Consider the following 23,012-nt stretch of genomic DNA (forward strand, 5'->3'; position numbering starts at 1 on the left):
CATGGTAACCAAACTCCCATCCGCACTCCCATCCGCGCGCCTGATGGCCGCCCTGCTGTTGTCCGTCGCGGCGGCGGCCTGTGCCCCCACGGTCAAGATCGAAGCGCCCGACAAACCCATCGAGATCAACTTGAATGTCCGCATCGAGCAGGAGGTGCGGGTCAAGCTGGAACGCGACGTCGACGACGCCATCCGCAACGACCCCGCCCTGTTCGGCCTGCCCACGGACTCCGTGCCCTCTCCTGCCAAGGGGAAACAGTGATGACGACCCATCCCATCACCCGCCGCCGCTTCAACCGGCTGGCCCTGTCAGCCATGGCCGCGGGGCTGCTGGCCTCCACCCTGCCGTCGCTGGCCTTTGCGCAGGATGCGCTGGCCGCCGCCAAGGCCGCGGGCCAGATCGGCGAGCGTCCGGATGGGCTGGTCGGTGCCGTTCCCGGCGCTCCCGCCACGGCCCAGGCGTTGGCCGAGCAGGTGAACGCCCAGCGGCTCGCCCGCTACCGGGAAATCGCCAAAGGCAACGGCACGGCGCTCGACAAGGTTCAGGCGGTCGCCGGCCAGCAATTGATCGAGCGGACCCCAGCAGGCCAGTTCGTGATGACCGCCGCCGGCCAGTGGCAGCGGAAGTGACCGACGCAGCCACCGTCGCCGACCTGCGCTGCCGTCTGGCCGGCAAGCCCGGCGACGGCGCGCTGTTGACAGCATTGTTCGCGGCGCTCGATGCAGCAGGGCAGGCCGGCACGCCGGATGAGGCGGTCGCCCGCTCCAACTTCGGCGAGGCGCTGCGGCGCCAAGGCCGGCTGGCAGAGGCGGAGGCCCATCACCGCAAGGCGCTGGCGTGGCTGCCGGACTTTGGCGGCAACCATTTCAATTGGGGCGTGACCCTGCAGGCGCTGGGCCGCCCGGCGGACGCAGCGTCGGCCTATGGCGAGGCCGCGCGCCTGATGCCGCGCTTTGCCCCGGCGCTCTGCAATCAGGGTGTACTGTTGCGCGAGCTCGGCCGGCTGGACGAGGCCGACGCGGCCTTGCGTCGCGCGATGGCGCTCGACCCGATGCTGGTGCCGGCGCGGCTTGCCCTGGCGGCTCTGCACCGCAGCCGCGGCGACCTGGACCGCGCCGTCGGCGGGTTCCGTGCCTGCCTGTGTCTGCGGCCCGATCTGGCGGAGGGGCAGGCGAACCTAGCCCTGACCTTGAAGGAGCGCGGGCAGCGAGGCGGAGCGAAAGACGATACCGCCAGCCTGACGGGCTTCGAGCGCGCCCTGCTCATCGGCCTGCCCGACCCCGGCGGGGTGCTGGCGCAGCTGGTGCAGCAGCGCCGGCATCTCTGCCGCTGGGATGGGCTGGAGGCGCTGTCCGCCAAGCTTGTCGGGCTGGTGCGGGAGGGGCGGACCCAGCAGGTTCATCCCTGGATCTTCCTCGGCGAAGGAGCCGGGCCGGAGCTGGAACGGGCCTGCGCCGAGCGCTACGCCGCCTGGAAGACCCGCGGTATCGGACCGGCCTTTCCGACCCGTACCGCCCGGGGTGCAACGCTGCGCATCGGTTATCTTTCCGCCGATTTCCACGAGCACGCCACCGCGGTGCTGATCGCCGAACTGGTCGAGCGGCACGACCGCGGTCGATTCGAGATCGTCGGCTGCTCCTACGCTCCCGACGATGGCGGGCCATTACGCCGGCGGCTTGCCGCGGGCTTCGACCGCTTCCTCGACCTGTCCGCAATGACGGACGAGGCGGCGGCGCAGGCGATCCATCGGGCGGGAATCGACATTCTGGTGGACCTGAAGGGGCATACCCAGGGCGCGCGGCCCGGCATTGCCGCCCGCCGGCCGGCGCCGGTGCAGGCGCAATGGCTGGGCTATCCGGGAACGACGGGCAGTCCGGCGATCGACTATGTCATCGCCGATCCGGTGGTGGCGCCGGCCGATCATCAGCGCTTCTACAGCGAACGCATCGTCCATCTGCCCGACAGCTACCAGCCGAACGACCGCAAGCGCGCCATCGGGCCGGTGCCCAGCCGTGCCGACTGCGGCCTTCCGGCGGAGGGCGTGGTCTTCTGCGCCTTCAACGCGCCCTACAAGATCGGGCCGGAACTGTTCGGCCGCTGGTGCCGCATTCTGCAACGGGTGCCGGGATCGGTCCTGTGGCTGCTGGATGGGCCGGCGGAGGTGGCGGTCAACCTGCGCTGCGCCGCGGCCGATCGGGGGATCGCGCCGGAGCGGCTGGTCTTCGCCCCCCGGCTGCCCGGTCCCGCCCATCTGGCGCGGCACCGGCTGGCCGACCTTTTCCTCGATTCGAGCCCGGTCGGCGCCCACACCACCGCGAGCGATGCCCTGTGGGCCGGGTTGCCGGTGTTGACGGTGCCGGGCCGCTCCTTCGCCGGGCGCGTGGCCGCCAGCCTGCTGCGCGCCGTCGGGCTGCCGGAACTGGCGGTGCCGGATTGGGACGCCTATGAGGCGTCGGCGCAGCGTCTGGCCGAAATGCCAAAGGAACTGGCCGCGCTGAAACGTCGGCTGGAGGAATCGCGTGCGACGGCCCCGCTGTTCGACACCGACCGTTTCGCCCGCTCCATCGAGGCCGCCTACCTCGGCATGTGGGATATCCACGCGGCGGGCGGACCGCCGCGCGGGTTCACGGTTCCGCTTCAGGGGGTTCCGCCTCAGGGATAGGCGCAGCGGTCCGCCGTGACCTCCACGAAGGAGCGCTGGGAGGCGGCGAAGGTGAAGCGGTACTCGCTGTTGTCGACGACCAGCGACTGGTGCAGCGGCAGCACGCCGGCGACCGTCGCGGTCTTGCCGCCGATGCCGGTGATGCGGATGGTCACCGGCTGTCCCGGATCGAACCAGCTTTCGGCATTGCCCTGCGTGTTGTGGGCGGACTGGCCTTCGCCCGTGACGGTCACGGTGCCGTTGCCGAAGGTCACGCCGCGCGCCCCCCCTTTCAACAGCGGGGTGCTCAACGTGAAGCGCTTGGTTTCGGCCGGCTGGCAGTTGCGCTGAACCTGTGCCTGAGAGATGACGAAGGACAGGCGGTTGGCGTCCAGACCGCTCTTCAGCCGTTCCGACACCAGCTGTGTCAGCTTGGCGAGATCGCCGGTCGGCACTTCCCGCTGCAGGCGGCCTTCCAGCTCGGCGGAACGCGCCTCCGCCGTGCGGGCGGCATGCTGCATCTGTGTGGCCAGCAGTTCCAGTTCCGCCTTCTGGCGCGACAGGGTGGCGATCTCCTCCCGCAGGGTCACGTCGCGGCCCTTCAGCTGCTCGATTCCCATCTGGTAGGAAAAGAGCCCGACGCCGAGAACCAGTGCGGCAAGCAGCAGGAACTTGATCACGCCGGCCCGCATGCGCCGGCGGTACCGTCGTTCGTAGTCGTAACGTCCCAGGGTCATGATATCGGTCGCGGCGGGCTGTCTCGTCGGGCGATATGGCTAACGGCAACGGCCAAGGGATGCAACCCCTTGGCCGTCCATTTTGCCGTGATGCCTTGTCGCTCCCGGCTATGAGCGCGCTCTGTCTACTGGTTGGCCGAGCTGCCGCCGAGGAAGCCGGCATTCAGGCCGGGGCTCTTGAACTCGCCGACATTCTTGAAGACCAGACGGAAGAAGATGGTGTTGCCGTCCTGCTCGCCGGTGGTGCTGACCGTGTAGTCGCGGCGCGCGATGGTCTGGAAAACCAGGCATTCATCCGCATAGGACAGGACCGCCAGGCTGGATCGCGGACCGGGTTGCGGCTCCATCGCCTGGGTGTGGCTGACGCCGATGCTCCAGTAGTCGGTGAACTGCGACGACACGCCGAACGACGCCTGCTCCACGCGGTCGCGGGTAACCGCGGTGCGCGACGTGGTCTGGTCGACGTAGGTATAGGAGGTCGACAGCCGCAGGAGGGGCACGCCGGCCGAGGCGTTCAGCGAATGGCGGCGCGGCCGGAGCGACTCATGGTCGATGCGGAAGCCGTAATTCAAATCCAGCCACTCGGCGGGCTGCAGGTCCAAACGGCCGACATAGTCGGACACGCTGTCCTCCAGGCCCGAGCCGCCGGTGAAGCCTGCGCCGGTCTCGGTCAGGCGGCGGCTCTGGCCCAGGAAGAGGCTAGCCGACCCCTGGGTGTTGCCGTAGATGGCGGTGCGCAGGCCGTAGGTGAAGCGCATGCCGTCATCCAGCCGGTCGATGCCGGTGAAACGGTTGGGCTGCAGCAGGTTCACCTCGTCGAACTCGATGTCCAGACTGTCCTCGTTCGGGAACAACCGGCCGTTCGGCAGCTTCGGCGCGAAGGTCAGCTGGCCGATCGGCTCGATCAGCTGGGAGGAGCTTTCGCCATAGCGGACGAAGGGATAGCGGACGGTCGCCTGCCCCTGCGGGAAGAAGCGGAAACGGCTGATGTTGTCGTCGCCGCGGATCGTCGGGTCGTTGTTGTTGAACTGCTGCGCCGTATAGCCGGCGACCAGCACGCTGCCCGACAGGGTGGTGACGAAGCCGGCATTGGAAACGATGTTGCGCTCCCATCCCGGCTGCACGACGACGCGCTGGGTATCGGGTCCAGCGTTCTGGAAGCGCGAGACGCCCAGCAGGCTGGTGTCCAGCGACCAGCGGCCGCCGAAAAGGCTTCCCGGCTCGCCCAGCGCATTGTACTGCGCATAGGGCAGGGCGACCGGTTCGGGAATCGGGTTCCCGTAGCGCATGTCCTGGAAGCTGTAGCCAGTGATCGCCGTGTAGTTCCGGCCGCGGAAGCCCTCCACGAAGGCCTTGCTGGTCAGATAGTCCTCGCGGAAATCGTAATAGCGCCGCAGGAAAGTCGGGTCGCTCGCGCGCTTGATGTCGAAGCCCGCGCGCCAGGTCTCGTCGATGTCGAACAGGCCGCGCGCGGCGACGTAGCCTCGGTTGCGCGTCTCCTTGGGCGCGGTGGTGCTGTTGCCGCCGTCGCCGCGGGTGATGGCGCCTTCCAGCTCCAGCCGGCCGTTCTCGAAGCGCTTGCGGTACTGGCCGCCCAGCAGCGGCCCCTGCTGCGAATAGTAATGCAGGTCGAAGGTGGCGTCCTGGTCCGGTCCGATGTCCCAGTAGTAATGGGTCTTGAGAATCGCGCCCAGGTTGGAGCTGTTGCCGGCGGACGGCGTCAGGAAGCCGCTCTTGCGGTCGACCGAGGGATCGGGGTGCGACAGGTAAGGCGTGTAGGCGACGGGGATCCCGAAGATCTCCATCGTCGCGTCCCGATAGCGGACCTCGTGCTCCTCGTTGTCGTGGACGATGCGCACGGCGCGGATCTGCCACAGCGGCGGCCGGGTCGGGTCCTCCTTGCAGAGGTCGCAGGGGCTGTAGACGCCGCGGTTGACGCGCGTCAGCCGACCCTCGCGCCGCTCGCCCTCCGTGCCGGCCATCCGGCCGTTGTCGGTCATCAGGACGCGGATGTTCTCGATGAACACGTCCTTCAGATCGTCGGTCAGTTCGGCGTAGTCGGCGAAGACGATGTCGCCCGACGGCTCCACCAGCCGGATCTTGCCGGTGGCGGTGACGACCTTGGTCTTCTGGTTGTAGGTGATCTTGTCGGCGCGGACGCTCCGCTTGCCCTGGGCCAGCTCGACATTGCCGCTGGCGGTGACGAGGCTGTTCACCTCGTCGAAGGTGACCTGGTCGGCGGTGAGCAGCACCGGGTCCTGCTTCTGCGCCGTCCCGTTCGCCGTTCCGCCGGCCGTTCCATTGCCGCTTCCCTGCCCGGCCGGCGACTGGGCGGCGGCCGGCTTGGTTCCGGGAACTGGGGTGGCCGGCGACTGGGCCTGCGCCATGTCGGTGAAGGCCAGATCCACGGCGACGACCCCGCACGCCACCATCAGCCCGACGATGCCGGAGCGCAGGATGGGATTGGCGGCGGTCGGAGCTTTGGCGCGGGCGCGCCGGGAGACGTGCTTGGGCATGGCGGAACGATTGGGGGAAGCGAAAGCCCAAGTCAACGGTTTCAAGACCCTACCGCGGGCAATGTCACCGTGTCGCCGTCCGCCCTGTGGCAGCAACGCCGCAGCCCCCGCCGCCGGAGCGGCGGCAGGAGCCGCGGCACTTCATCCGAACTGACTCAAACGACCCGGAAGTTCTTGAACTGCCAGGGATCGTCCTCGTCGATGTCCTCGGGGAACAGGGTGTTGCGGTCCTGCAGGGGCGTCCAGTCGCCATAGGCGCCGACCACCTCGCCCAGATAGGGGGAGGCGATGTCCAGCACCCGGCGGAAGTCGACCTCGTCCGGTTCCACCACGCCCCGATTCGGGTTCTCCAGCGTCCAGACGATGCCGCCAAGAACGGTGGAGGTCACCTGCATCGACGTGGCGTTGTTGTAGGGGGCGAGCGACCGCGCCGTGTCGATGTCGAGCCGCGAGCCGTACCAGTAGGCGCCCTTGGGGTGGCCCATCAGAAGCACGCCCAACTCGTCCATGCCGCCGGTGATCTCGTGCATCATCAGGCGCTGTTCGGCCTGCATGTTATAGTTCTTGCCGACCAGTTCGTGCAGCGACATCACCGCGTCGTCGCAGGGATGATAGGCATAGTGGCAGGTCGGCCGGTAAACGACCTTTCCGTCTTCGCGCACCGTGAAATAGTCGGAGATCGAGATCGCCTCGCTGTGGGTGATGAGGAAGCCGTGGAACGGTCCCTCCAGCGGGGTCCAGGTGCGCACGCGGGTGGCGGCGCCCGGCCGCATCAGATAGATGGCGGAATCGCAGCCGAACTCGTGCCGGCGGCCGTCGGGCGGCAACCCCTTCTCATGCGTGCCCCAGCCGAGTTCGGCCGGCTGGCAGCCCTCGCTGACGAAGCCGTCGATCGACCAGGTGTTGACGAACTCGCCGATCTGCTTGGGCTGGTTCGACACCTGGGTGTCGCGTTCCGCCACATGGATGGTCTTGATTCCCAGCTTCTGCGCCAGCCGGCCCCAGCCGTCGCGGTCGGTGGGAACGTCGGTCTCGACACCGGTGTCGGCGGCGATGTTCAGCAGCGCCTGCTTGACGAAATGCGACACCAGACCCGGATTCGCCCCATGGGTGATCAGCGCGGTCGGGCCGCCTTCGAAGCGGCTGCGCAGGGCCAGCGCAGTTTCGCGCAGCGCGTAGTTGGAGCGCAGCGACGGCGACAGGCTGGAATCGGTGTAGCCGCCCGCCCACGGTTCGGTGCAGGTGTCGGTGTAGAAGGCGCCGACCCGCTGGCAGAATTCGATCAGCGCGACCGACGAGACGTCGACCGACAGGTTGACCAGAAAATCGCCCTTGTCGATCAGCGGCTTCAGGATTTGGAAGAAGTTGTCGTTGTCGAGCGGGTTGTTGTGGAAGGCGACGCCGTAAAGCTCCGCCTCCTCGCGCCCGCGCTCCTCGGCGGTGACGATGGTGATTCGGTCGGCGGTAAGTCCGTCGATGTGACGCAGAAGCAGAGGCAAGACACCCTGGCCGATCGAACCGAATCCAACGATGACCATGCGGCCTGTGAACGTGCAGAGCTTCGTGTCCAGGGCCATGATTTTTTGTCTCCCCGAGGTAGTTTAGGCCAACGACATGGTCCGGCGCTTCCGCCCACTTCGGAGAAGTGGGAGCGGAACGCGCCGGACCGGTGAATGTTACGGGTGTCTTTACGCTTTATCCACAGATTCCGGCGGCGCGATCAGGCTGCGCAGGAGCGCAATTGATAGCCGGGGGTGGCAAGCAGCGGCGCGTCCGACACTTCCACGACGCGCGCCTGGTCGAAACCATTGAAGGCCGTGCGCAGGCAAGAGCCGTAGGCGCCGAGCTGTCCAAGCTCGATCCAGTCGCCGGCCTTGACGTCGGCCGGCAGATGGAAGGGGCCGTTCATCTTGTCGGCGCTGTCGCAGGTCGGGCCGTAGAAGCTGAACGCCTCGTCCGCCGTGTCGGCCATCGCCTCGAACGGGCGGATCAGCCGCGCCGGGAAGCGGAAGCCCGGCACGCCGGCGTCCGACAGGGCGCCATAGACGCCGTCGTTGATGAACAGCTCGCTGCCGCGCCGCTTCACCACCTGCACCACCAGCGAGACGCCGGGGGCGACCAGGGCACGGCCCGGCTCGCACCACAGGCGGCAATGCGCCGGCAGGTCGATGGATGCGATGCCGCGGGCGATGGCGGCCATGAAGTCGCCGAGCGGCGGCGGGGTGATGCCCGGATAGGACACCGGGAAGCCGCCGCCGACATCCAGCACGTCGATCGACACGCCGCTTTCGGCGATGACGTAGCCGGCGAGCGCAATGGCGCGCTCGTAGGCCGACGGGTCGAGCATCTGCGAGCCGACATGGAAGGACAGCCCGACCTTGGGTGCCGCGGCGCGGACTGCGCGCAGCAGTTCCACCGCATCGGTCATGGCGGCGCCGAACTTGCCGGACAGATCGTAGACGGCATTGCCCTTCGGCAGAGCCAGACGCACGACGAGGCCGAGATCGGCGGCGTTGTCCGTCTCCTCCAGGATCTTCTCCAGCTCCTCGCGGCTGTCGAGCACGAAGTCGCGGACACCATACTGGTGATAGGCGTTGCGGATCGCCTGACGGCCCTTGACCGGGTGCATGTAATGCAGGACGGCATCCGGGAACATCTGGCGGATCAGGCGGATCTCCCCGGGAGAGGCGACGTCGAAATGGCGCACGCCGCCGGCCCACAGAGCACGCAGCACCGCGGGTTCCGGGTTGCACTTCACGGCATAGAGCACGTCGCCGCCGCGGGCTGTGGCGTCCGTCGCCTCGGCGAAGGCGGCCAGGAAGCTGCCGGCGGTGTCGGCGAGCACGCCGGGGCGGATGCAGTGCATCGGCTCTTCCGGGCGGTGCAGGGCGACGGCCTGCGTGACGGTGGAACGGCGTCCGGTGGACAGCGAAACGGCGCTGCTGTCGTTCAGGCCGACGCGGCGCAGCGGGGTGACGGCGGAACGGGAACGCAGGAAACCCATGGCGCACTCCTATCCCCGGACGGCGGCGTGCAAACCGGCCCGGTGAGCAGACGGCGATACCCGGCCACGCCATGAGCCGGACAGCACAATGCTGTGGCACAGGTGGTGCAGCGGAATCGGCGATGTTCGGAAAAGGGTAAGGGGGGAGACGGAAAAAGCCGGTGCGAGCAGCGGCCCCGGGCTGTGAAGCTCCAGGCAACAGCGCGTCGTTTACCGGCTAAAGGGCTACCGTCTCACAGCCCCACCGTGGGCAGCGTACATACTGACCTCCCTCTCGGGACCGGCCCACTGGAATGGCCGGTTCTGCCAAAAAGGACGCGGTACGTCGTAGCATAACCACAGAGGGCCATAGGCACGTGCGGGTGCGTCGTGCCGATTGATTTACGCTATTCCGTCCGTGATTCAAGTGAAATTTTTGGGGCGCGGATAAGGCGAAGTCAGGCCGCTTCCACCGTCTCGGGTTCGAACAGGGGGAAGCGCGCGGCGATGGTGTCTCCCGTCGGGCTGGCAACCCAGCCGTCAGGCCGTGTGAAAAAACGGATGGTGGTGAAGCAGGGTCGCGGTCCCATGTCGAACCAGTGCGGCGTGCCGGCGGGAATGCTCAGCAGGTCGCCCGCCTCGCACACCACACGGAAGACCCGGCGGTCGAGATGGATGTAGAAGGCACCGGCGCCTTCGACGAAGAAGCGCGCCTCGTCCTCGTCGTGGGTGTGCTCGTCCAGGAATTTGGCGCGCAGGGCGACGACGCCCTCCGTTGCCGGGGTGACCCGCACCACGTCGACGGAGCGGAAGCGGCGGGCCTCCTTCAACGCCTCGACCGGTGCGGCATAGGCCGTCAGCACCGCTTCGGCGTCAGCGGAGGCGGGCAGGGGCGTGCCGGCGGTCCAGCGTTCGAACAGGATGCCGACATGGGCCAGATGCCCGGCCATCAAAGCGGGATCGGCCGTGCTTAATTCCGGCCGGAGGGCGTCGTTCTCCAGATAAACGGTCAGGTGACTCACTGCGCGAACTCCTGCCCAACCAATCTACACAGCCTGAAGTGATGCCCTTCGCGACGCAATAAGCGGAATCGCAAGCGCGACGGTTCGCCGCGCGATCAGCGGCTGCGCTGGAGCCCCACGGTCACGGCGACCGCAATCACCAGCAGCAGCCCGACGAAGGCCGCCACCCCCGTCCATCCGTAATCATGCCAGAACAGCCCGCCCAGCGTCCCGGCCAGGGTGGAACCCAGGTAATAGCAGAACAGGTAAATGGACGAGGCCTGCCCGCGCGCCACCATGGCCCTGCGGCCGATCCACGCGGACACGATGGAATGGGCGCCGAAGAAGGCGAAGGTGAACAGCGCGATTCCGGGGGCGATGGCGAACAGGCTGTCGAACTCCATCAGGACGAGCCCGGCCACCATCAGCGCCACCGCCGTCGCCAGGGTGCGGTTCGACCCGAAGCGTCCCGACCAGCCGCCGAACAGCGGCGAGCTGACGACGCCGAAGCTATAGACCAGGAACACCGCGCCGACGACGGCCGGCCGCAGCTCGAACGGCGGTTCGCTGAGGCGGAAGCCGATGTAGTTGAAGACGGTGACGAAGCCGCCCATCAGCAGGAAACCCAGGGAGAACAGCCCGAGCATGGCCGGATCGGTCAGCAGCCCGCGCCAAGCCCGAACCAGCGCCTTCAGCCCGGCGGCGCGGCGGACGAAATGGCGCGAGGGCGGCAGGGCGAACCAGACGATCACGGCGGCCGCCACCGCCATTGCCCCGACCGCCCCCACCGCCAGCCTCCAGGTGCCGAGATCGGTGACGATGGCGGTTACCACACGGCCGGACATGCCGCCGATGGCGGTCCCGCCAATATAGAGCCCCATGGCGACGCCGGCCGATTTCGGATCGACTTCTTCGGAGACATAGGCCATGGCGACGGCGGGCAGGCCGCTCAGCGCCAACCCTTCCAGCGCCCGCACCGCCAGGAAGCCATGCCAGTCCGGCATCAGCGCGCCGACGATGCCCAGCAGCCCGGCGGCGAGCAGGGCCGCCACCATCACCGGCTTGCGCCCGATCCCGTCGGAGATGGCGCCCGCCACCAGAAGCGCGCCCGCCAGCACGCCGGTGGTCAGCGACAGCGACAGGCTGGATTCGGCCGGCGTCACCCCGAACTCGCGCACAAAGTCGGGCAGCAGCGGTTGGACACAATAGAGCGTGGCGAAGGTGGAGAAGCCGGCGACGAACAGGATGCGGCTGGCGCGGCGATAGGCGGGGGTGCCGGCCTGCAGATAGGCGGTTTCTGCATCGGCCTGGGCACCGGTCTCGATCTCGTCGCGCACGCGCTGGGCTCCGTCATGGGTCTTCGCGCGGCTTGCTGCGGCGCACCCGCGACATTGCCCTGTGGCGCCCCTCCGTTCCAACAGCCGCCGCGGCGCAGCGGCCATGCCGTTCGTGCAGGTCCCTATCAGGAGTGGTGCCGCCACGGCCTTGTACTGGACCTTCGCCGGGGCGCGCCGTATAACCAGTGCCCCACACAATTCGTTGATTGTTCGAGCCATGCACGACCTTCGCGCCATCCGTGAGAATCCCGAAGCCTTCGACCGCGGCCTTGGCCGCCGGGGACTGGCGCCGATGTCGTCCTCCGTGCTCGACCTCGACGGCCGCCGCCGCGCCGCGCAGACCCAGATGCAGGAGATGCAGGCCCGCCGGAACGAGGCGGCGAAGGAAGTCGGCCTCGCCAAGCGCGAGGGCCGCGACGCCCAGCCGATCCTGGACGAGATGGCGGCCCTGAAGGACCGTCTGCCCCAGGTTGAGGAGGAGGAACGCGCGCTCGGCGCCGAGCTGGACGCGCTGCTGGCCGGCCTGCCCAACATCCCGGCCGACGATGTGCCGGAGGGGCCGGACGAGACGGCGAACGTCGAGGTCCGCCGCTGGGGCACCCCGGCCGATATCGCCAACCCCAAGCAGCATTACGAGTTGGGCGAGGCGCTGGGCCTGATGGATTTCGAGGCGGCGGCCCGCATGTCCGGCGCCCGCTTCACCGTTCTGAAGGGTGGACTGGCCCGTCTGGAGCGCGCGCTCGCCGACTTCATGCTGGACATCCACACGTCGGAGCATGGCTTCACCGAGATCGCGCCGCCGCTGATGGTGCGCGACAACGCCCTGTTCGGCACCGGCCAGCTGCCGAAGTTCGAGGAGGATCTGTTCAAGACCACCTCCAGCGACCACTACCTGATCCCGACCAGCGAGGTGCCGCTGACCAATCTGGTCAACGACCAGATCGTGGCGGCGGAGGAACTGCCGCTGCGCTACACGGCGCTGACTCCGTGCTTCCGGGCGGAAGCCGGCTCGGCCGGTCGTGATACCCGCGGCATGATCCGCCAGCACCAGTTCTGGAAGGTGGAGATGGTCGCCATCACCGCGCCGGAGCAGTCGGAGGACGAGCACCAGCGCATGACCCGCTGCGCCGAGACGATTCTGGAGCGGCTGGGCCTGCCCTACCGCACCATCGTTCTGTGCACCGGCGACATGGGCTTTTCCTCGCGCAAGACCTATGACGTCGAGGTGTGGCTGCCGGGCCAGAACGCCTACCGCGAGATCTCCAGCGTGTCCAATTGCGGAGATTTCCAGGCGCGGCGGATGAAGGCCCGTTGCAGGGCCAAGGGCGAGAAGCAAACTCAATTCGTGCACACCCTCAACGGATCGGGTGTGGCGGTCGGGCGCTGCCTGATCGCGGTGCTGGAGAACTACCAGCAGACCGACGGTTCCATTCTGATCCCGGAAGCGCTCCGTCCCTACATGCGCGGAGTGGAGAGGATTTCGATCTGATGTTCAACCTGCCGCTCGACCTGTCCCAGACGCGCATCCTCGTCACCAACGACGACGGCATCCATGCGCAGGGATTGAAGGTTCTGGAAGCCATCGCGCGCGAGCTGTCCGACGACGTCTGGGTGGTGGCGCCGGAGATGGAGCAGTCGGCGGCCAGCCATTCGCTGACCATCAACCGGCCGCTGCGCCTGCGCAAGCTGGACGAGCGCCGCTACACCGTGGACGGCACGCCGACCGACTGCGTCCTGCTGGCCGTCAACCATGTGATGCGGGACTCCCGTCCGACGCTGGTGCTGTCCGGTGTCAACCAGGGCTCCAACATCGGTGAGGACGTGACCTACTCCGGCACCATCGCCGCGGCGATGGAGGCGACGCTGCTGAACGTCCCCGCCATCGCCATGAGCCAGCATTACGAGCCGGGCCAGCCCATCGACTGGTCCGCCGCCGCCGCCCATGGGGCGGAGGTGGTGCGCAAGGCGGTGACGGTGGCCTGGCCGAAGAACGTGCTGCTGAACGTCAACTTCCCGGCCCGCCCGGCCGAGGAGGTGACGGGCATCCAGGTGGTTCGCCACGGCAAGCGCAAGATCGGCGACGAGCTGTTCGAGCGCGTCGACCCGCGCGGCAAGCCCTATATCTGGATCGGCACGCTGCGCGGCGAGGCCGACGTGTCCGACGACACCGACATCCATGTCGTGTTCAACGGCGGCATCTCGGTGACGCCGATCTACCTCGACCTGACCCACACCCCGACGCTGCAGACGTTGAGGCAGGCCTTCGTGTGACCTACAACCCGCGCAAGATCCGCTTGCTGATGGCCCTTCGCGGGGCCGGCGTCACCGACACCCGCGTGTTGGCGGCCATCGAGCGGATCCCGCGCGAGCTGTTCGTTCCGGAGGCTTTCCAGGACCGGGCGTGGGAGGATGTGGCTCTGCCGATCGACCTGGGCCAGACCATCAGCCAGCCGCTGGTGGTCGGGCTGATGACCCAGGCGCTGGACCTGCACCCGCGGCACCTTGTGCTGGAGGTCGGCACCGGTTCCGGCTATCAGGCGGCGGTGCTGTCGCGGTTGTGCCGCCGCGTCTTCACCATCGAGCGGCTGAAGCCGCTGCTGTGCGAGGCAGACGCGCGGTTCAAGGCGCTGGACATCGGCAACATCACCACGCGGCTCGGCGACGGGACGCGCGGCTGGCCGGAGGTGGCGCCCTTCGCCCGCATACTGGTCACAGCCGCCGGTGGGCCCGAGCCGCCAAAAGACTTGACGGATCAACTCGCCGTTGGTGGTGTCATGGTCATTCCGCTGGGGACCGATCACCGCGACCAAAGGGTGGTGCGTTTCCGCCGTTCCGAAGCTGGCCTTATCCGGGAGGACCTGTGGCCCGTCCGTTTCGTTCCGCTGCTGTCCGACCCGCCACAACCGGTCCGTTCCGCATGAGACCCGTCATGTCCGCTCGCCTTCTGCCGGCCCTGGTCCTGTCCGCCGCCGTCCTGGCACTCGGTGCCTGCGAACGGGTGGGCGGGCTGGCACCCTTCACCCATGTGACCGAGGCGCCGGATTCGGCCGGCGGAGCCATCACCGTGCAGAAGGGCGACAGCGCCTACAGCCTGTCCCGCCGCTACAATGTGCCGCTGCGCGACCTGATCGAGACGAACAAGCTGGCCCCGCCATACCGTCTGGAGGTCGGCCAGCGGCTGGTCCTGCCGACCTCGCGCCAGTACATCGTGCAGAAGGGCGACAGCCTCTACAGCATCTCGCGCATGCACAATGTGGATGTCAGCGAGCTGACGCGGCTGAACAACCTGTCGCCGCCCTATGCCGTGCAGGCCGGCCAGCCCCTGCGCCTGCCGGGCGCGAATGACGGCAGCGGAACCATGGTCGCTTCTGGCAGCGCCGTGCCGTTGACGCCGCAAGGGGCGCCGTCTGGAACGCCTGCCGGGCGCGGCTCCGTCCAAACGTCGGAACTGCCGCAGCCGGGCGCGGCTTCCTCTTCCGGCGGCATCTCCGCCACGCCGCTGCCGCCGCCGTCGAAGCCGGCCGGCAATGCCGAGCCGGCGCCCGCCCAGATCGCGCAGGCCCCCGCCGGCGACACCACCTATCAGCCGGGACAGGCGCCGACCATGCTGCGCCCACCGGGAGCCAAGCCGTCCCCGACACCGATCCCGGCGCCCTCGGCCGCACCGGCACCCGCGCCACAGCAGGAGGTCGCCGCCGCCCCGCCGCCGAAGCCGGAGCCGAAGGCGGAAGCCGCGCCCCTGCCGCGCGGCGGGGGCCGTTTCCTGTGGCCGGTGAAGGGCAAGCTGATTTCCGGCTTCGGGCCGAAACCCGACGGGCTGCACAACGACGGCCTGAACATCGCGGCGCCGAAGGGCACCGCGGTGGTCGCCGCCGACAACGGCGTGGTCGCCTATGCCGGCAACGAACTGCGCGGCTTCGGCAACCTGCTGCTGCTGAAGCATTCCGATGGCTGGATCACCGCCTACGCCCATCTCGACAAGATCGAGGTGGAGCGCGGCGCCACGGTGAAGCGGGGGCAAGTGATCGCCCGGGTCGGCCAGACCGGCGGCGTTTCCTCGCCCCAGCTCCATTTCGAGCTGCGCAAGGGCAGCCAGGCCGTCGACCCGAGCGATCAGATGGACCGCAAGGTCAGCGAAGGGGCTGGCCGAGACGACCGGCCAGGTCCTGGATGAACTGCCAAGCCACCCGGCCCGACCGGCTTCCGCGCGTGACCGACCATTCCACGGCCTCCGCACGCAGCCGGTCGGCCGGGATGTCCAGGCCGAAATGGCCGACATAACCCTCGATCATGGCGAAATAGGTATCTTGGTCGCAGTTGTGGAAGCCCAGCCACAGCCCGAACCGGTCGGACAGCGACACCTTCTCCTCCACCGCCTCGGCCGGGTTGATGGCGGTCGACCGTTCGTTCTCGATCATGTCGCGCGGCATCAGGTGGCGGCGGTTGGAGGTGGCGTAGAACACCACATTGTCCGGCCGCCCCTCGATTCCGCCATCCAGCACCGCCTTCAGCGACTTGTAATGCGCGTCGTCATGGTCGAAGGACAGATCGTCGCAGAACAGGATGAAGCGGCGCGGCTCGCCCTTCAGCCGGGCCAGCAGGCGGGGCAGGGTCGGAATGTCCTCGCGGTGGATTTCCACCAGCGCCAGCTCGCGCGGCCGTTCCAGGCAGATGGCGGCGTGGGCCGCCTTGACCAGCGAGCTCTTGCCGGTGCCGCGCGCGCCCCACAGCAGGGCGTTGTTGGCGGGCAGGCCGGCGGCGAAACGCCTCGTATTGTCCAGCAGGATCTCCCGCTGTCGTTCGATGCCCTGCAGAAGCATGATGTCGACGCGGTTGACCACCGGAACCGGTTCCAGCCGGTCGGGATCGGGGTGCCATGTGAAGGCGTCGGCCGCGGTGAAGTCCAGCGGGTGGTCCGGCGGCGGAGCCAGCCGCTCCAGCGCCTCTGCGATGCGGGTCAGCAGCGGAATCAGGGCCTGATCGGCACCGGAGGGCCCAGCACCGGAGCCAGTGATGGTTTGCGACATAATTCTCCGGATATTTTTTCTGGATGTTCCATGGAAAGTGGGCGCCTGCGCAGCCATCTTTCCGACGCCTTCGCACCGTAACACAGCAGGGCAAGCACACAAGCCGTGGGGCGCCTGCGGATTGTGGCGCATCACCATTGCATCCCGGTCATGGGCGTTTATAGTCGCGGCGTCCCGGCGGAACGCCGATCCGGTGCCGAGACCAAACCTGTAAGGAGCTTCCAGATGTTCGTTTCGACGGCTTATGCACAGACGGCGGCGCCGGCTGGCGGCGGCGGTGACATGCTCGTCCAGTTTCTGCCGCTGATCCTGATCTTTGTCGTCTTCTACTTCCTGCTGATCCGTCCGCAGCAGAAGAAGATGAAGGAGCATAAGGCCATGCTGTCGGCCATCCGCCGCGGCGACCGCGTCGTGACCGGCGGCGGCATCATCGGCATCGTCACCAAGGTCGGCTCCGACGACGAACTGACCGTCGAAATCGCCGAGAACGTGCGTGTGCGCTGCCTGCGCTCCACCGTGAATCTGGTGCTCGCCAAGACCGAGCCGGCCGGCAAGCCCGGCGGCGACGCCACCCCGACCGCCACCCCGGAAGGCGAGGCCAAGCCGGCCGACACCCCCGCCGCCGGCGGCATCGGCAAGCTGTTCGGCCGCAAGTAAGCCGCAGCCGGGTTCCTCTCACGCGGGCCAGCCCGAAGGCGCTTCCCGTCCGGACAGGCCGGCCGCCGCATGACCGCGGCGGGCCGGTCCCACCGGCGCGGGTGTCTGATCGGATTCGAGTGACGCATGCTCTATTTTTCGCGCTGGAAGATTTACCTGATCCTGGCGACCTGCATCGCCGGCTTCGTCATGATGCTGCCCAACTTCCTGGGCCGCGATACATTGGCGGCGCTGCCGTCCTGGTACGCGAACAGCAAGGTGTCTCTGGGCCTCGACCTCCGCGGCGGATCGCATCTGTTGCTCGAGGTCGACATGGCCACCGTCATCCGTGACCGGGTGGAAGGGCTGGTCGACGGCGCCCGGCAGCAGCTGCGCACCGCCAATGTCGGCTACACCGCGCTGAACGCCGGCGACCGCGCCGTGACCGTTCAGCTGCGCGACCCGGCACAGGCCGAGGACGCGGTGAAGGCGCTCCGCCAGCTGGCCAGCCCGGTCGGCGGCACCGCCTTGGGCGGCGGACAGCCGGACCTCACCGTCTCGGTCGACGGTGCCACGGTGACCGTGGCGCTGAGCGAGGTCGCGTTGCGCGACCGCGCCACCCAGGCCATCGAACAGTCGATCGAAATCGTCCGCCGCCGCATCGACGAGACCGGCGTGAACGAGCCGACCATCGCCCGCCAGGGCAACGACCGCATCCTGGTCCAACTGCCCGGCGTGGAGGATCCCGACCGGATCAAGCGCCTGCTCGGCACCACGGCCAAGATGACCTTCCGGCTGGTCGACGTGAACGCCGACCCCAACACCGGCCGCGCCCCTCCGGGATCGGAGATCCTGCCGTCCACCGAAGGCGACCGCTACCAGTCGAAATACGTCATCCGCAAGAAGGTCGAGGTCGACGGCGCCACGCTGCAGAACGCGTCCGCCGGCACCAACCCGCAGACCGGTGAATGGGTGGTGAACTTCGAGTTCAACACGGCGGGCGCCAACCGCTTCGCCGAAGTGACCAAGCAGAATGTCGGCCGGCCCTTCGCCATCGTGCTCGACAACAAGGTGATCAGCGCACCCGTCATCCGCGAGCCGATCACCGGCGGACGCGGCCAGATCAGCGGCAACTTCACCGCCGCCAACGCCAACGACCTTGCCGTCCTGCTGCGCGCCGGCGCCCTGCCGGCTCCGCTGAAGGTGATCGAGGAGCGGACCGTCGGTCCCGACCTGGGCGCCGATTCCATCCGCGCCGGCCTGACCGCGGTCGGCGTCGGCTTCGTCCTCGTCTGCGTCTACATCATCGCGTCCTACGGGCTGTTCGGCGCCTTCGCCTGCTTCGCGCTGTTCATCAACATCGTGCTGACGTTGGCGGCGCTGTCGCTGCTCCAGGCCACCCTGACCCTGCCGGGCATTGCCGGCATCCTGCTGACGCTTGGCCTTGCGGTGGATGCCAACATCCTTATCAACGAGCGCATCCGCGAGGAGACGAAGAAGGGCCGTGGCGTCTTCGCGTCGATGGAGGCCGGCTTCAGCCGCGCCTACAGCACGATCGTCGACTCCAACCTGACGACGGCGATCAAGATGTCGCTGCTGTTCATCTTCGGCACCGGCACCATCAAGGGCTTCGCCGTCACCATCACCTTCGGCATCCTCATTTCCATGTTCACCGCCACGGTGCTTGTGCGCCTGATGATGGTGACGTGGCTGCGCCGGACGCGTCCGGCCGTGTTGCCGGTCTGAGAGGTCTTCCGATGTTCCACCTCCGCCTCGTCCCCGACAACACCAAGATCCCCTTCATGAACGGCCGCATCGCCGGCCTGGTCGTGTCGGCGGTTTTGTCCCTCGCATCGGTATTCCTCTACTTCTATCCCGGCCTGAACTACGGCATCGATTTCCGTGGCGGCATCGTGATCGAGGCGCGGACGCCGCAGGCGGCCGATTTCTCCTCCCTGCGCCACACCCTGACCGGCCTCGGCATGGGGCAGGTGGCGCTGCAGGAGTTCGGGTCGCCACAGGACGTGCTGATCCGCCTGGAACGCCAGCCCGGCGACGACGCCGCCCAGCAGGTCGCCGCCGACAAGGTGCGCAGCACGCTGGCTGAAACCCTTCCCGGCACCCAGGTACGCCGGGTCGAGGCCGTCGGCGCTTCAGTCAGCGGTGAGCTGTTCGCCAACGGCATGCTGGCGCTCGGCCTCGCCATGCTGGCGATGCTGATCTACATCTGGTTCCGCTTCGAATGGCAGTTTGGCTTCGGCGCGGTGGTCACGCTGTTGCTGGACATCACCAAGATCATCGGCTTCTACGCGATCACCGGCCTCCAGTTCAATCTGGTGGCGGTCGCGGCGATCCTGACGATCATGGGCTATTCGGTGAACGACAAGGTCGTGGTCTATGACCGCATGCGCGAAAACCTGCGCATCTACAAGAAGATGCCGCTGCGCGACCTGATCGACCGGTCGATCAACGAGACGCTGAACCGCACGTTGGGAACCTCGATGTCCACCCTGCTGTCGATCATCCCGCTGGCGCTGTTCGGCGGCGAGGCTCTGCAGGATTTCGGCATCGTGCTGATCTTCGGCATCTTCCTTGCGACCAGTTCGTCGATCTTCATCGCCGCCCCCATCTTGCTGTTCCTGGGCGAGAATCGCCTTCGCCGCGGCACGCCGACCGATGCGCCGGCCGCCGATACCCCGGCGGCAACGCCGTAAAGTCGCGCGACAGACGTAAGGAGAAGGCAGCATGGCCGACATCATGCCGATGATCCCGTCCGACCGTCAGGTCATCGACGGCTATGGTCCGGGACAGTTCTGCGTTTCCGGCCAGTGGCGCGTCGGCGCGGTCGTCGTGCTGCCCGACCGCACCCAGGCCTGGGAGGCGACCGATGCCGCTTCCCTGACCCTGGAGGATTTCGCCGTGGTGCTGGCGGCCGAGCCGAAGGTGGAAATTCTGCTGCTCGGAACCGGCCCGACCATGAAGATGCTCCCCAAGGCGCTTCGCCAGAGCCTGCGCGAGCAGGGCGTGGTGGTGGAGCCGATGGACAGCCGCGCGGTGTGCCGGACCTACAACGTCCTGCTGGCCGAAGGGCGACGGGTGGCAGCGGCGATGCTGCCGGTCTGAGACTGGATCCTGCTCCGGAAACGACAAAGGCGCCCTTTCGGGCGCCTTTGCGTTTTCAACCCTCGACGGGAAGGCTTACGCAGCCATCTGCTCGGCGGCGAAGTCCCAGTTGGCGAGGTTGTCGATGACGGCCTTCACGAAGTCGGCGCGGCGGTTCTGGAAGTCGACGTAGTAGGCATGCTCCCACACGTCGATGGTGAACAGCGGCTTGTGGCCATGCGCCAGCGGGGTGTCGGCGTTGCCGGTCTTGCCGATCTTCAGCTTGTCGCCGTCCAGGTACAGCCAGGCCCAGCCGGAACCGAACTGGGTCAGGGCGGCCTGGGTCAGCTCTTCCTTGAACTTTTCGACGCTGCCGAAGTCGGCGACGATGCGCTGCTCCAGGGCCGCCGGCATCTTGCCGCCGTCCTTCTTCAGGCACTGCCAGAAGAAGGTGTGGTTCCACACCTGGGCGGCGTTGTTGAAGATGCCGACCTTCGAAGCGTCGCCGACCGAAGCCTTGATGACCTCCTCCAGGCTGGCATTGGCCAGCGGGGTGTCCTTGGTCAGGTTGTTCAGGTTGGTGACATAGGTCTGGTGGTGCTTGTCGTGATGCAGGTGCAGCGTCTCCGACGAGATGTACGGAGCCAGAGCGTCGTACGCATACGGAAGCGGCGGAAGTTCGAACGCCATTTTAATTCACCCTCTCTTCTTTGATTGTCCTTCCGGGCCGGGCCTTGCGAGCACGGCACCTCCGTCCGACCAAATAGGCCCATGACGGAAGCTTGTGAAGGCCGGAAACAGTCCCGAACGCCGTATGGGGTTATTTCCGTTCGCCAAAGCGGCCTCCGCCGCCCGGTTGCCCGAGCGTACGGCAGCCTCCAACGTGGCTGGAAGTCCTGTTTCCGTCCAGTCTCCGGCCAGCGTCAGGTTACGCCAGCGGGTCCGCGGTCCCGGCCGGCGTGCGACCGATTCGGGCGACTGATCCGGCGTCGCCCGCCGCTCCTTGACGACCCGATAGGGGCGAATCGGGGGGCCGAGTCGCTGGTCCAGACCAAGGTGCGGTGCGATTTCCACCCAAAGCGTCGCTGCGACCTCCTCGGCCGGACTTTCGGCCAGCGTGTCGGCGTCACTGACGGTGACGGACAGCAGGTCGTCGCGGGCGAACAGCCATTCCGCCGTCCCGCCGACCAGCCCAAGGAAGGGTAGGCCGCCGGGCAGCCGCAACGGGCCGTCCAGCCGGACATGCAGGTTGACGATGGCCGCACCCGGCGGCGGCACCGTCAGGCCGGGCACCAGCCGTTCCGCCGCCCAGGCCGGGGCGGCGACGATCACCTCGTCCGCTGGGCCGAGCGTCACGGCGCTGCCGCCCGCGGAGAAGCCGGTCACGCGGTCGCCGTCGAAGCTCAGCCCGTCCACCCGCGTGCCGAGATGCACGGCCGCACCGGCCGCATGCAGGCGGGCAAGCGCCGGATCGACGAATGCGGCGGACAGGCCGCGCGGGGTCAGAATCGGGCGGCAGGCCGCCTCGCCGCTCAGCAGTGTCTCGCGCAATACCGCGCCGAACAGGCGGGCGGAGACGCGCTCCACCGGTCCGTTGAGGGCGGAGACCGCCAGCGGGCGCCACAGCGGCTCGAACAGCCGGCCATCGGGCCGCAGCCGGTCGGCGACCGACCGGTCCTTGCCGGCGGTCAGGCAGCGCAAGGCGGCGATGTAATCGAGGGGCCGGCTGCCAGGGACCCGCCGCGCCGGATCGAACAGCCACAGCCCGCCGGGCCGCAAAGTCCAGGAAGCGCCGTCACGCAGGTCCAGGAAGGGGAAGGCGGCCGGGCGGATCTCATCCAGGGCATCGGCACCGCCGGTGCGGCGGGCATAATCGAGGAGATCCCGATTGCCGCTGAGCACCATATGGCTGCCATTGTCGATGGAGCGGCCGAGCGTGGCGTCGTGGAAGCTGCGGCAGCGTCCCCCGGCCTGCGGAGCCTGCTCGTAGACCACCACCCGCCTGCCGGCCTCCACCAGCCGGACGGCGGCGGCCAGCCCGGCCAACCCGGCGCCGATCACATGGGTGGTATGGGAGACGGTCTGGGAGGCAGTCATTCAGGTGGCCGGCGGCAAGCCGAGCATGCAGCGCGCCGCCACCCAAGCGCTTTCCCGCCGCCCGACCCGGACACGGGCGTTCAAGTCACGCCAGCCGGCCGCGCGCAGGCGCCGCAGCAGCCGGTGATACAGCACCATCATCGCCGTCGCCGCCCACAGCGAGCCCCGCGCCTGCCCGCCGATCGCCGCCCTGGCCTCGGCAAAGCGGGCCTCGGCGAGGTCCGCCAGCGCCTCGCAGGCCTGCGGCAGGGAGTGGTGCGCCAACACCTCCGCCGGCCGGTCGCCGGTGATGCCGGCAGCCAGCAGAAGCTCCCGCGGCAGGTAGAGCCGGTCGAGTTCGGCATCCTCGGCCAAGTCGCGCAGGATGTTGGTGAGTTGCAGGGCTTCGCCCAGCGCGAGGGCGAATCGCTCGGTGGAAGGATCGGCGCGGTCGAAGACGCGGATGGCCAGCATGCCGACCGCACCGGCGACGCGGCGGCAATAGAGGCGCAGGGTGTCGAGGTCGGGGGCGCGCATGCCGCCGGACTCCTCGCCCGCGACATCCATGGCCATGCCGTCGATCAGCGCCTCGAACTCCGCCCGCGGCAGGCCGTAGCGCTCGATGGCGCCCTTCAGCGCGGCGGTGAGCGGACCGTTGGGGGCGCCACCGACATACAGGTCGCGGATGCCCCTGCGCCAGACGTCGAGCGCCGCACGCTTGACGGCGGGCTCCCCAGGTTCGTCGGCGATATCGTCGATGCGGCGGCAGAAGGCATAGATGGCGAACATCGCCGCCCGCTTGGATGCGGGCAGCAGACGCATCGGCCAGTAGAAGGTGCTGCCCGATTTGGCCGTGACGGCGGACGCCGTATCGGAAGCCTTCTTGTCCGGCAATGTCGTGGACACCGGTTCCAGCGGGGCCGTCTCCAGCGGCGGAGGGGTCATCTGTCGCATC

At 68.1% G+C, this 23,012-nt stretch carries 21 protein-coding genes; 11 read left to right on the forward strand and 10 right to left on the reverse strand.

What is annotated here, in order from left to right; genetic code table 11:
• The first annotated feature begins 1 nt into the window (after window position 1).
• The 3 genes from FZ983_RS10910 to FZ983_RS10920 are packed head-to-tail and all read left to right on the forward strand — an operon-like array spanning window position 2 to window position 2,663.
• A complete protein-coding gene (locus FZ983_RS10910) occupies window positions 2–262 on the forward strand; it encodes a YnbE family lipoprotein (RefSeq protein ID WP_247883711.1) in 261 nt (86 codons plus the stop codon).
• Complete coding sequence (locus FZ983_RS10915) at window positions 262–630, forward strand: YdbL family protein (RefSeq protein ID WP_149223564.1); 369 nt, start codon at window positions 262–264, stop codon at window positions 628–630. The genes FZ983_RS10910 and FZ983_RS10915 overlap by 1 nt, the downstream gene beginning before the upstream one ends.
• The gene (locus FZ983_RS10920; RefSeq protein WP_149223565.1) at window positions 627–2,663 is read left to right on the forward strand and encodes a glycosyltransferase family 41 protein; all 2,037 of its coding nucleotides are present in this window, start codon (window positions 627–629) and stop codon (window positions 2,661–2,663) included. Before FZ983_RS10915 ends, FZ983_RS10920 begins: the two co-directional genes overlap by 4 nt.
• Here the strand turns inward: FZ983_RS10920 and FZ983_RS10925 are convergent.
• The 6 genes from FZ983_RS10925 to FZ983_RS10950 form a co-directional block, all read right to left on the reverse strand.
• The gene (locus FZ983_RS10925; protein WP_149223566.1) at window positions 2,654–3,379 is read right to left on the reverse strand and encodes a hypothetical protein; all 726 of its coding nucleotides are present in this window, start codon (window positions 3,377–3,379) and stop codon (window positions 2,654–2,656) included. The genes FZ983_RS10920 and FZ983_RS10925 overlap by 10 nt on opposite strands.
• A 125-nt stretch (window positions 3,380–3,504) precedes the next feature.
• Complete coding sequence (gene lptD, locus FZ983_RS10930) at window positions 3,505–5,895, reverse strand: LPS assembly protein LptD (RefSeq protein ID WP_149223567.1); 2,391 nt, start codon at window positions 5,893–5,895, stop codon at window positions 3,505–3,507.
• 155 nt (window positions 5,896–6,050) lie between these two features.
• Window positions 6,051–7,472 carry a saccharopine dehydrogenase C-terminal domain-containing protein gene (locus FZ983_RS10935; protein WP_149223568.1) on the reverse strand — a complete coding sequence of 474 codons (1,422 nt, stop codon included), beginning with the start codon at window positions 7,470–7,472 and terminating at the stop codon, window positions 6,051–6,053.
• A gap of 143 nt (window positions 7,473–7,615) precedes the next feature.
• Complete coding sequence (locus FZ983_RS10940; RefSeq protein ID WP_149223569.1) at window positions 7,616–8,899, reverse strand: type III PLP-dependent enzyme; 1,284 nt, start codon at window positions 8,897–8,899, stop codon at window positions 7,616–7,618.
• Window positions 8,900–9,336: 437 nt separating this feature from the next.
• A complete protein-coding gene (locus tag FZ983_RS10945; protein ID WP_149223570.1) occupies window positions 9,337–9,900 on the reverse strand; it encodes a cupin domain-containing protein in 564 nt (187 codons plus the stop codon).
• A gap of 95 nt (window positions 9,901–9,995) precedes the next feature.
• Window positions 9,996–11,216, reverse strand: coding sequence for an MFS transporter (locus FZ983_RS10950; protein WP_149223571.1), 1,221 nt, complete (start codon window positions 11,214–11,216; stop codon window positions 9,996–9,998).
• A 217-nt stretch (window positions 11,217–11,433) separates the two neighbouring features.
• Between FZ983_RS10950 and serS the strand changes: the two genes are divergently transcribed.
• Genes serS through FZ983_RS10970 form a run of 4 tightly spaced genes read left to right on the forward strand, consistent with a single transcriptional unit; the run spans window position 11,434 to window position 15,390 of the window.
• Window positions 11,434–12,705, forward strand: coding sequence for a serine--tRNA ligase (gene serS, locus FZ983_RS10955; protein WP_149223572.1), 1,272 nt, complete (start codon window positions 11,434–11,436; stop codon window positions 12,703–12,705).
• A complete protein-coding gene (gene surE, locus FZ983_RS10960) occupies window positions 12,705–13,487 on the forward strand; it encodes a 5'/3'-nucleotidase SurE (RefSeq protein WP_149223573.1) in 783 nt (260 codons plus the stop codon). Before serS ends, surE begins: the two co-directional genes overlap by 1 nt.
• Entirely contained in the window at window positions 13,484–14,137 is a 654-nt protein-coding gene (locus tag FZ983_RS10965) for a protein-L-isoaspartate(D-aspartate) O-methyltransferase (protein ID WP_149223574.1), read from the forward strand. The genes surE and FZ983_RS10965 overlap by 4 nt, the downstream gene beginning before the upstream one ends.
• A gap of 8 nt (window positions 14,138–14,145) precedes the next feature.
• Window positions 14,146–15,390, forward strand: coding sequence for a M23 family metallopeptidase (locus tag FZ983_RS10970; protein ID WP_247883712.1), 1,245 nt, complete (start codon window positions 14,146–14,148; stop codon window positions 15,388–15,390).
• Here the strand turns inward: FZ983_RS10970 and FZ983_RS10975 are convergent.
• Window positions 15,347–16,243 (reverse strand): ATP-binding protein, encoded by an 897-nt coding sequence (locus FZ983_RS10975; RefSeq protein ID WP_149223576.1) that lies wholly within the window; start codon window positions 16,241–16,243, stop codon window positions 15,347–15,349. The genes FZ983_RS10970 and FZ983_RS10975 overlap by 44 nt on opposite strands.
• Window positions 16,244–16,468: 225 nt before the next feature.
• On the opposite strand from FZ983_RS10975, the gene yajC reads away from it, so the two are divergent.
• The 4 genes from yajC to FZ983_RS10995 all read left to right on the forward strand — a co-directional run bounded on the left by yajC (window position 16,469) and on the right by FZ983_RS10995 (window position 20,002).
• Window positions 16,469–16,900, forward strand: coding sequence for a preprotein translocase subunit YajC (gene yajC / locus FZ983_RS10980; RefSeq protein WP_149223577.1), 432 nt, complete (start codon window positions 16,469–16,471; stop codon window positions 16,898–16,900).
• Between the two features lie 126 nt (window positions 16,901–17,026).
• The gene (secD, locus tag FZ983_RS10985) at window positions 17,027–18,625 is read left to right on the forward strand and encodes a protein translocase subunit SecD (protein WP_149223578.1); all 1,599 of its coding nucleotides are present in this window, start codon (window positions 17,027–17,029) and stop codon (window positions 18,623–18,625) included.
• A gap of 11 nt (window positions 18,626–18,636) precedes the next feature.
• On the forward strand, window positions 18,637–19,593 hold the full coding sequence (gene secF, locus FZ983_RS10990) for a protein translocase subunit SecF (protein WP_149223579.1): 957 nt from the start codon (window positions 18,637–18,639) through the stop codon (window positions 19,591–19,593).
• A 31-nt stretch (window positions 19,594–19,624) separates the two neighbouring features.
• On the forward strand, window positions 19,625–20,002 hold the full coding sequence (locus FZ983_RS10995; protein WP_149223580.1) for an Mth938-like domain-containing protein: 378 nt from the start codon (window positions 19,625–19,627) through the stop codon (window positions 20,000–20,002).
• A gap of 75 nt (window positions 20,003–20,077) precedes the next feature.
• Here the strand turns inward: FZ983_RS10995 and FZ983_RS11000 are convergent, their stop codons facing one another.
• The 3 genes from FZ983_RS11000 to hpnD are packed head-to-tail and all read right to left on the reverse strand — an operon-like array spanning window position 20,078 to window position 23,002.
• Complete coding sequence (locus tag FZ983_RS11000) at window positions 20,078–20,671, reverse strand: superoxide dismutase (RefSeq protein WP_149223581.1); 594 nt, start codon at window positions 20,669–20,671, stop codon at window positions 20,078–20,080.
• A 6-nt stretch (window positions 20,672–20,677) separates the two neighbouring features.
• Entirely contained in the window at window positions 20,678–22,078 is a 1,401-nt protein-coding gene (gene hpnE / locus FZ983_RS11005; protein ID WP_149223582.1) for a hydroxysqualene dehydroxylase HpnE, read from the reverse strand.
• Entirely contained in the window at window positions 22,079–23,002 is a 924-nt protein-coding gene (gene hpnD, locus FZ983_RS11010) for a presqualene diphosphate synthase HpnD (protein WP_149223583.1), read from the reverse strand. It abuts the gene before it with no gap.
• Between the last annotated feature and the right edge of the window lie 10 nt (window positions 23,003–23,012).

Source organism: Azospirillum sp. B21 (assembly GCF_008364825.1).
Lineage (GTDB): Bacteria > Pseudomonadota > Alphaproteobacteria > Azospirillales > Azospirillaceae > Azospirillum.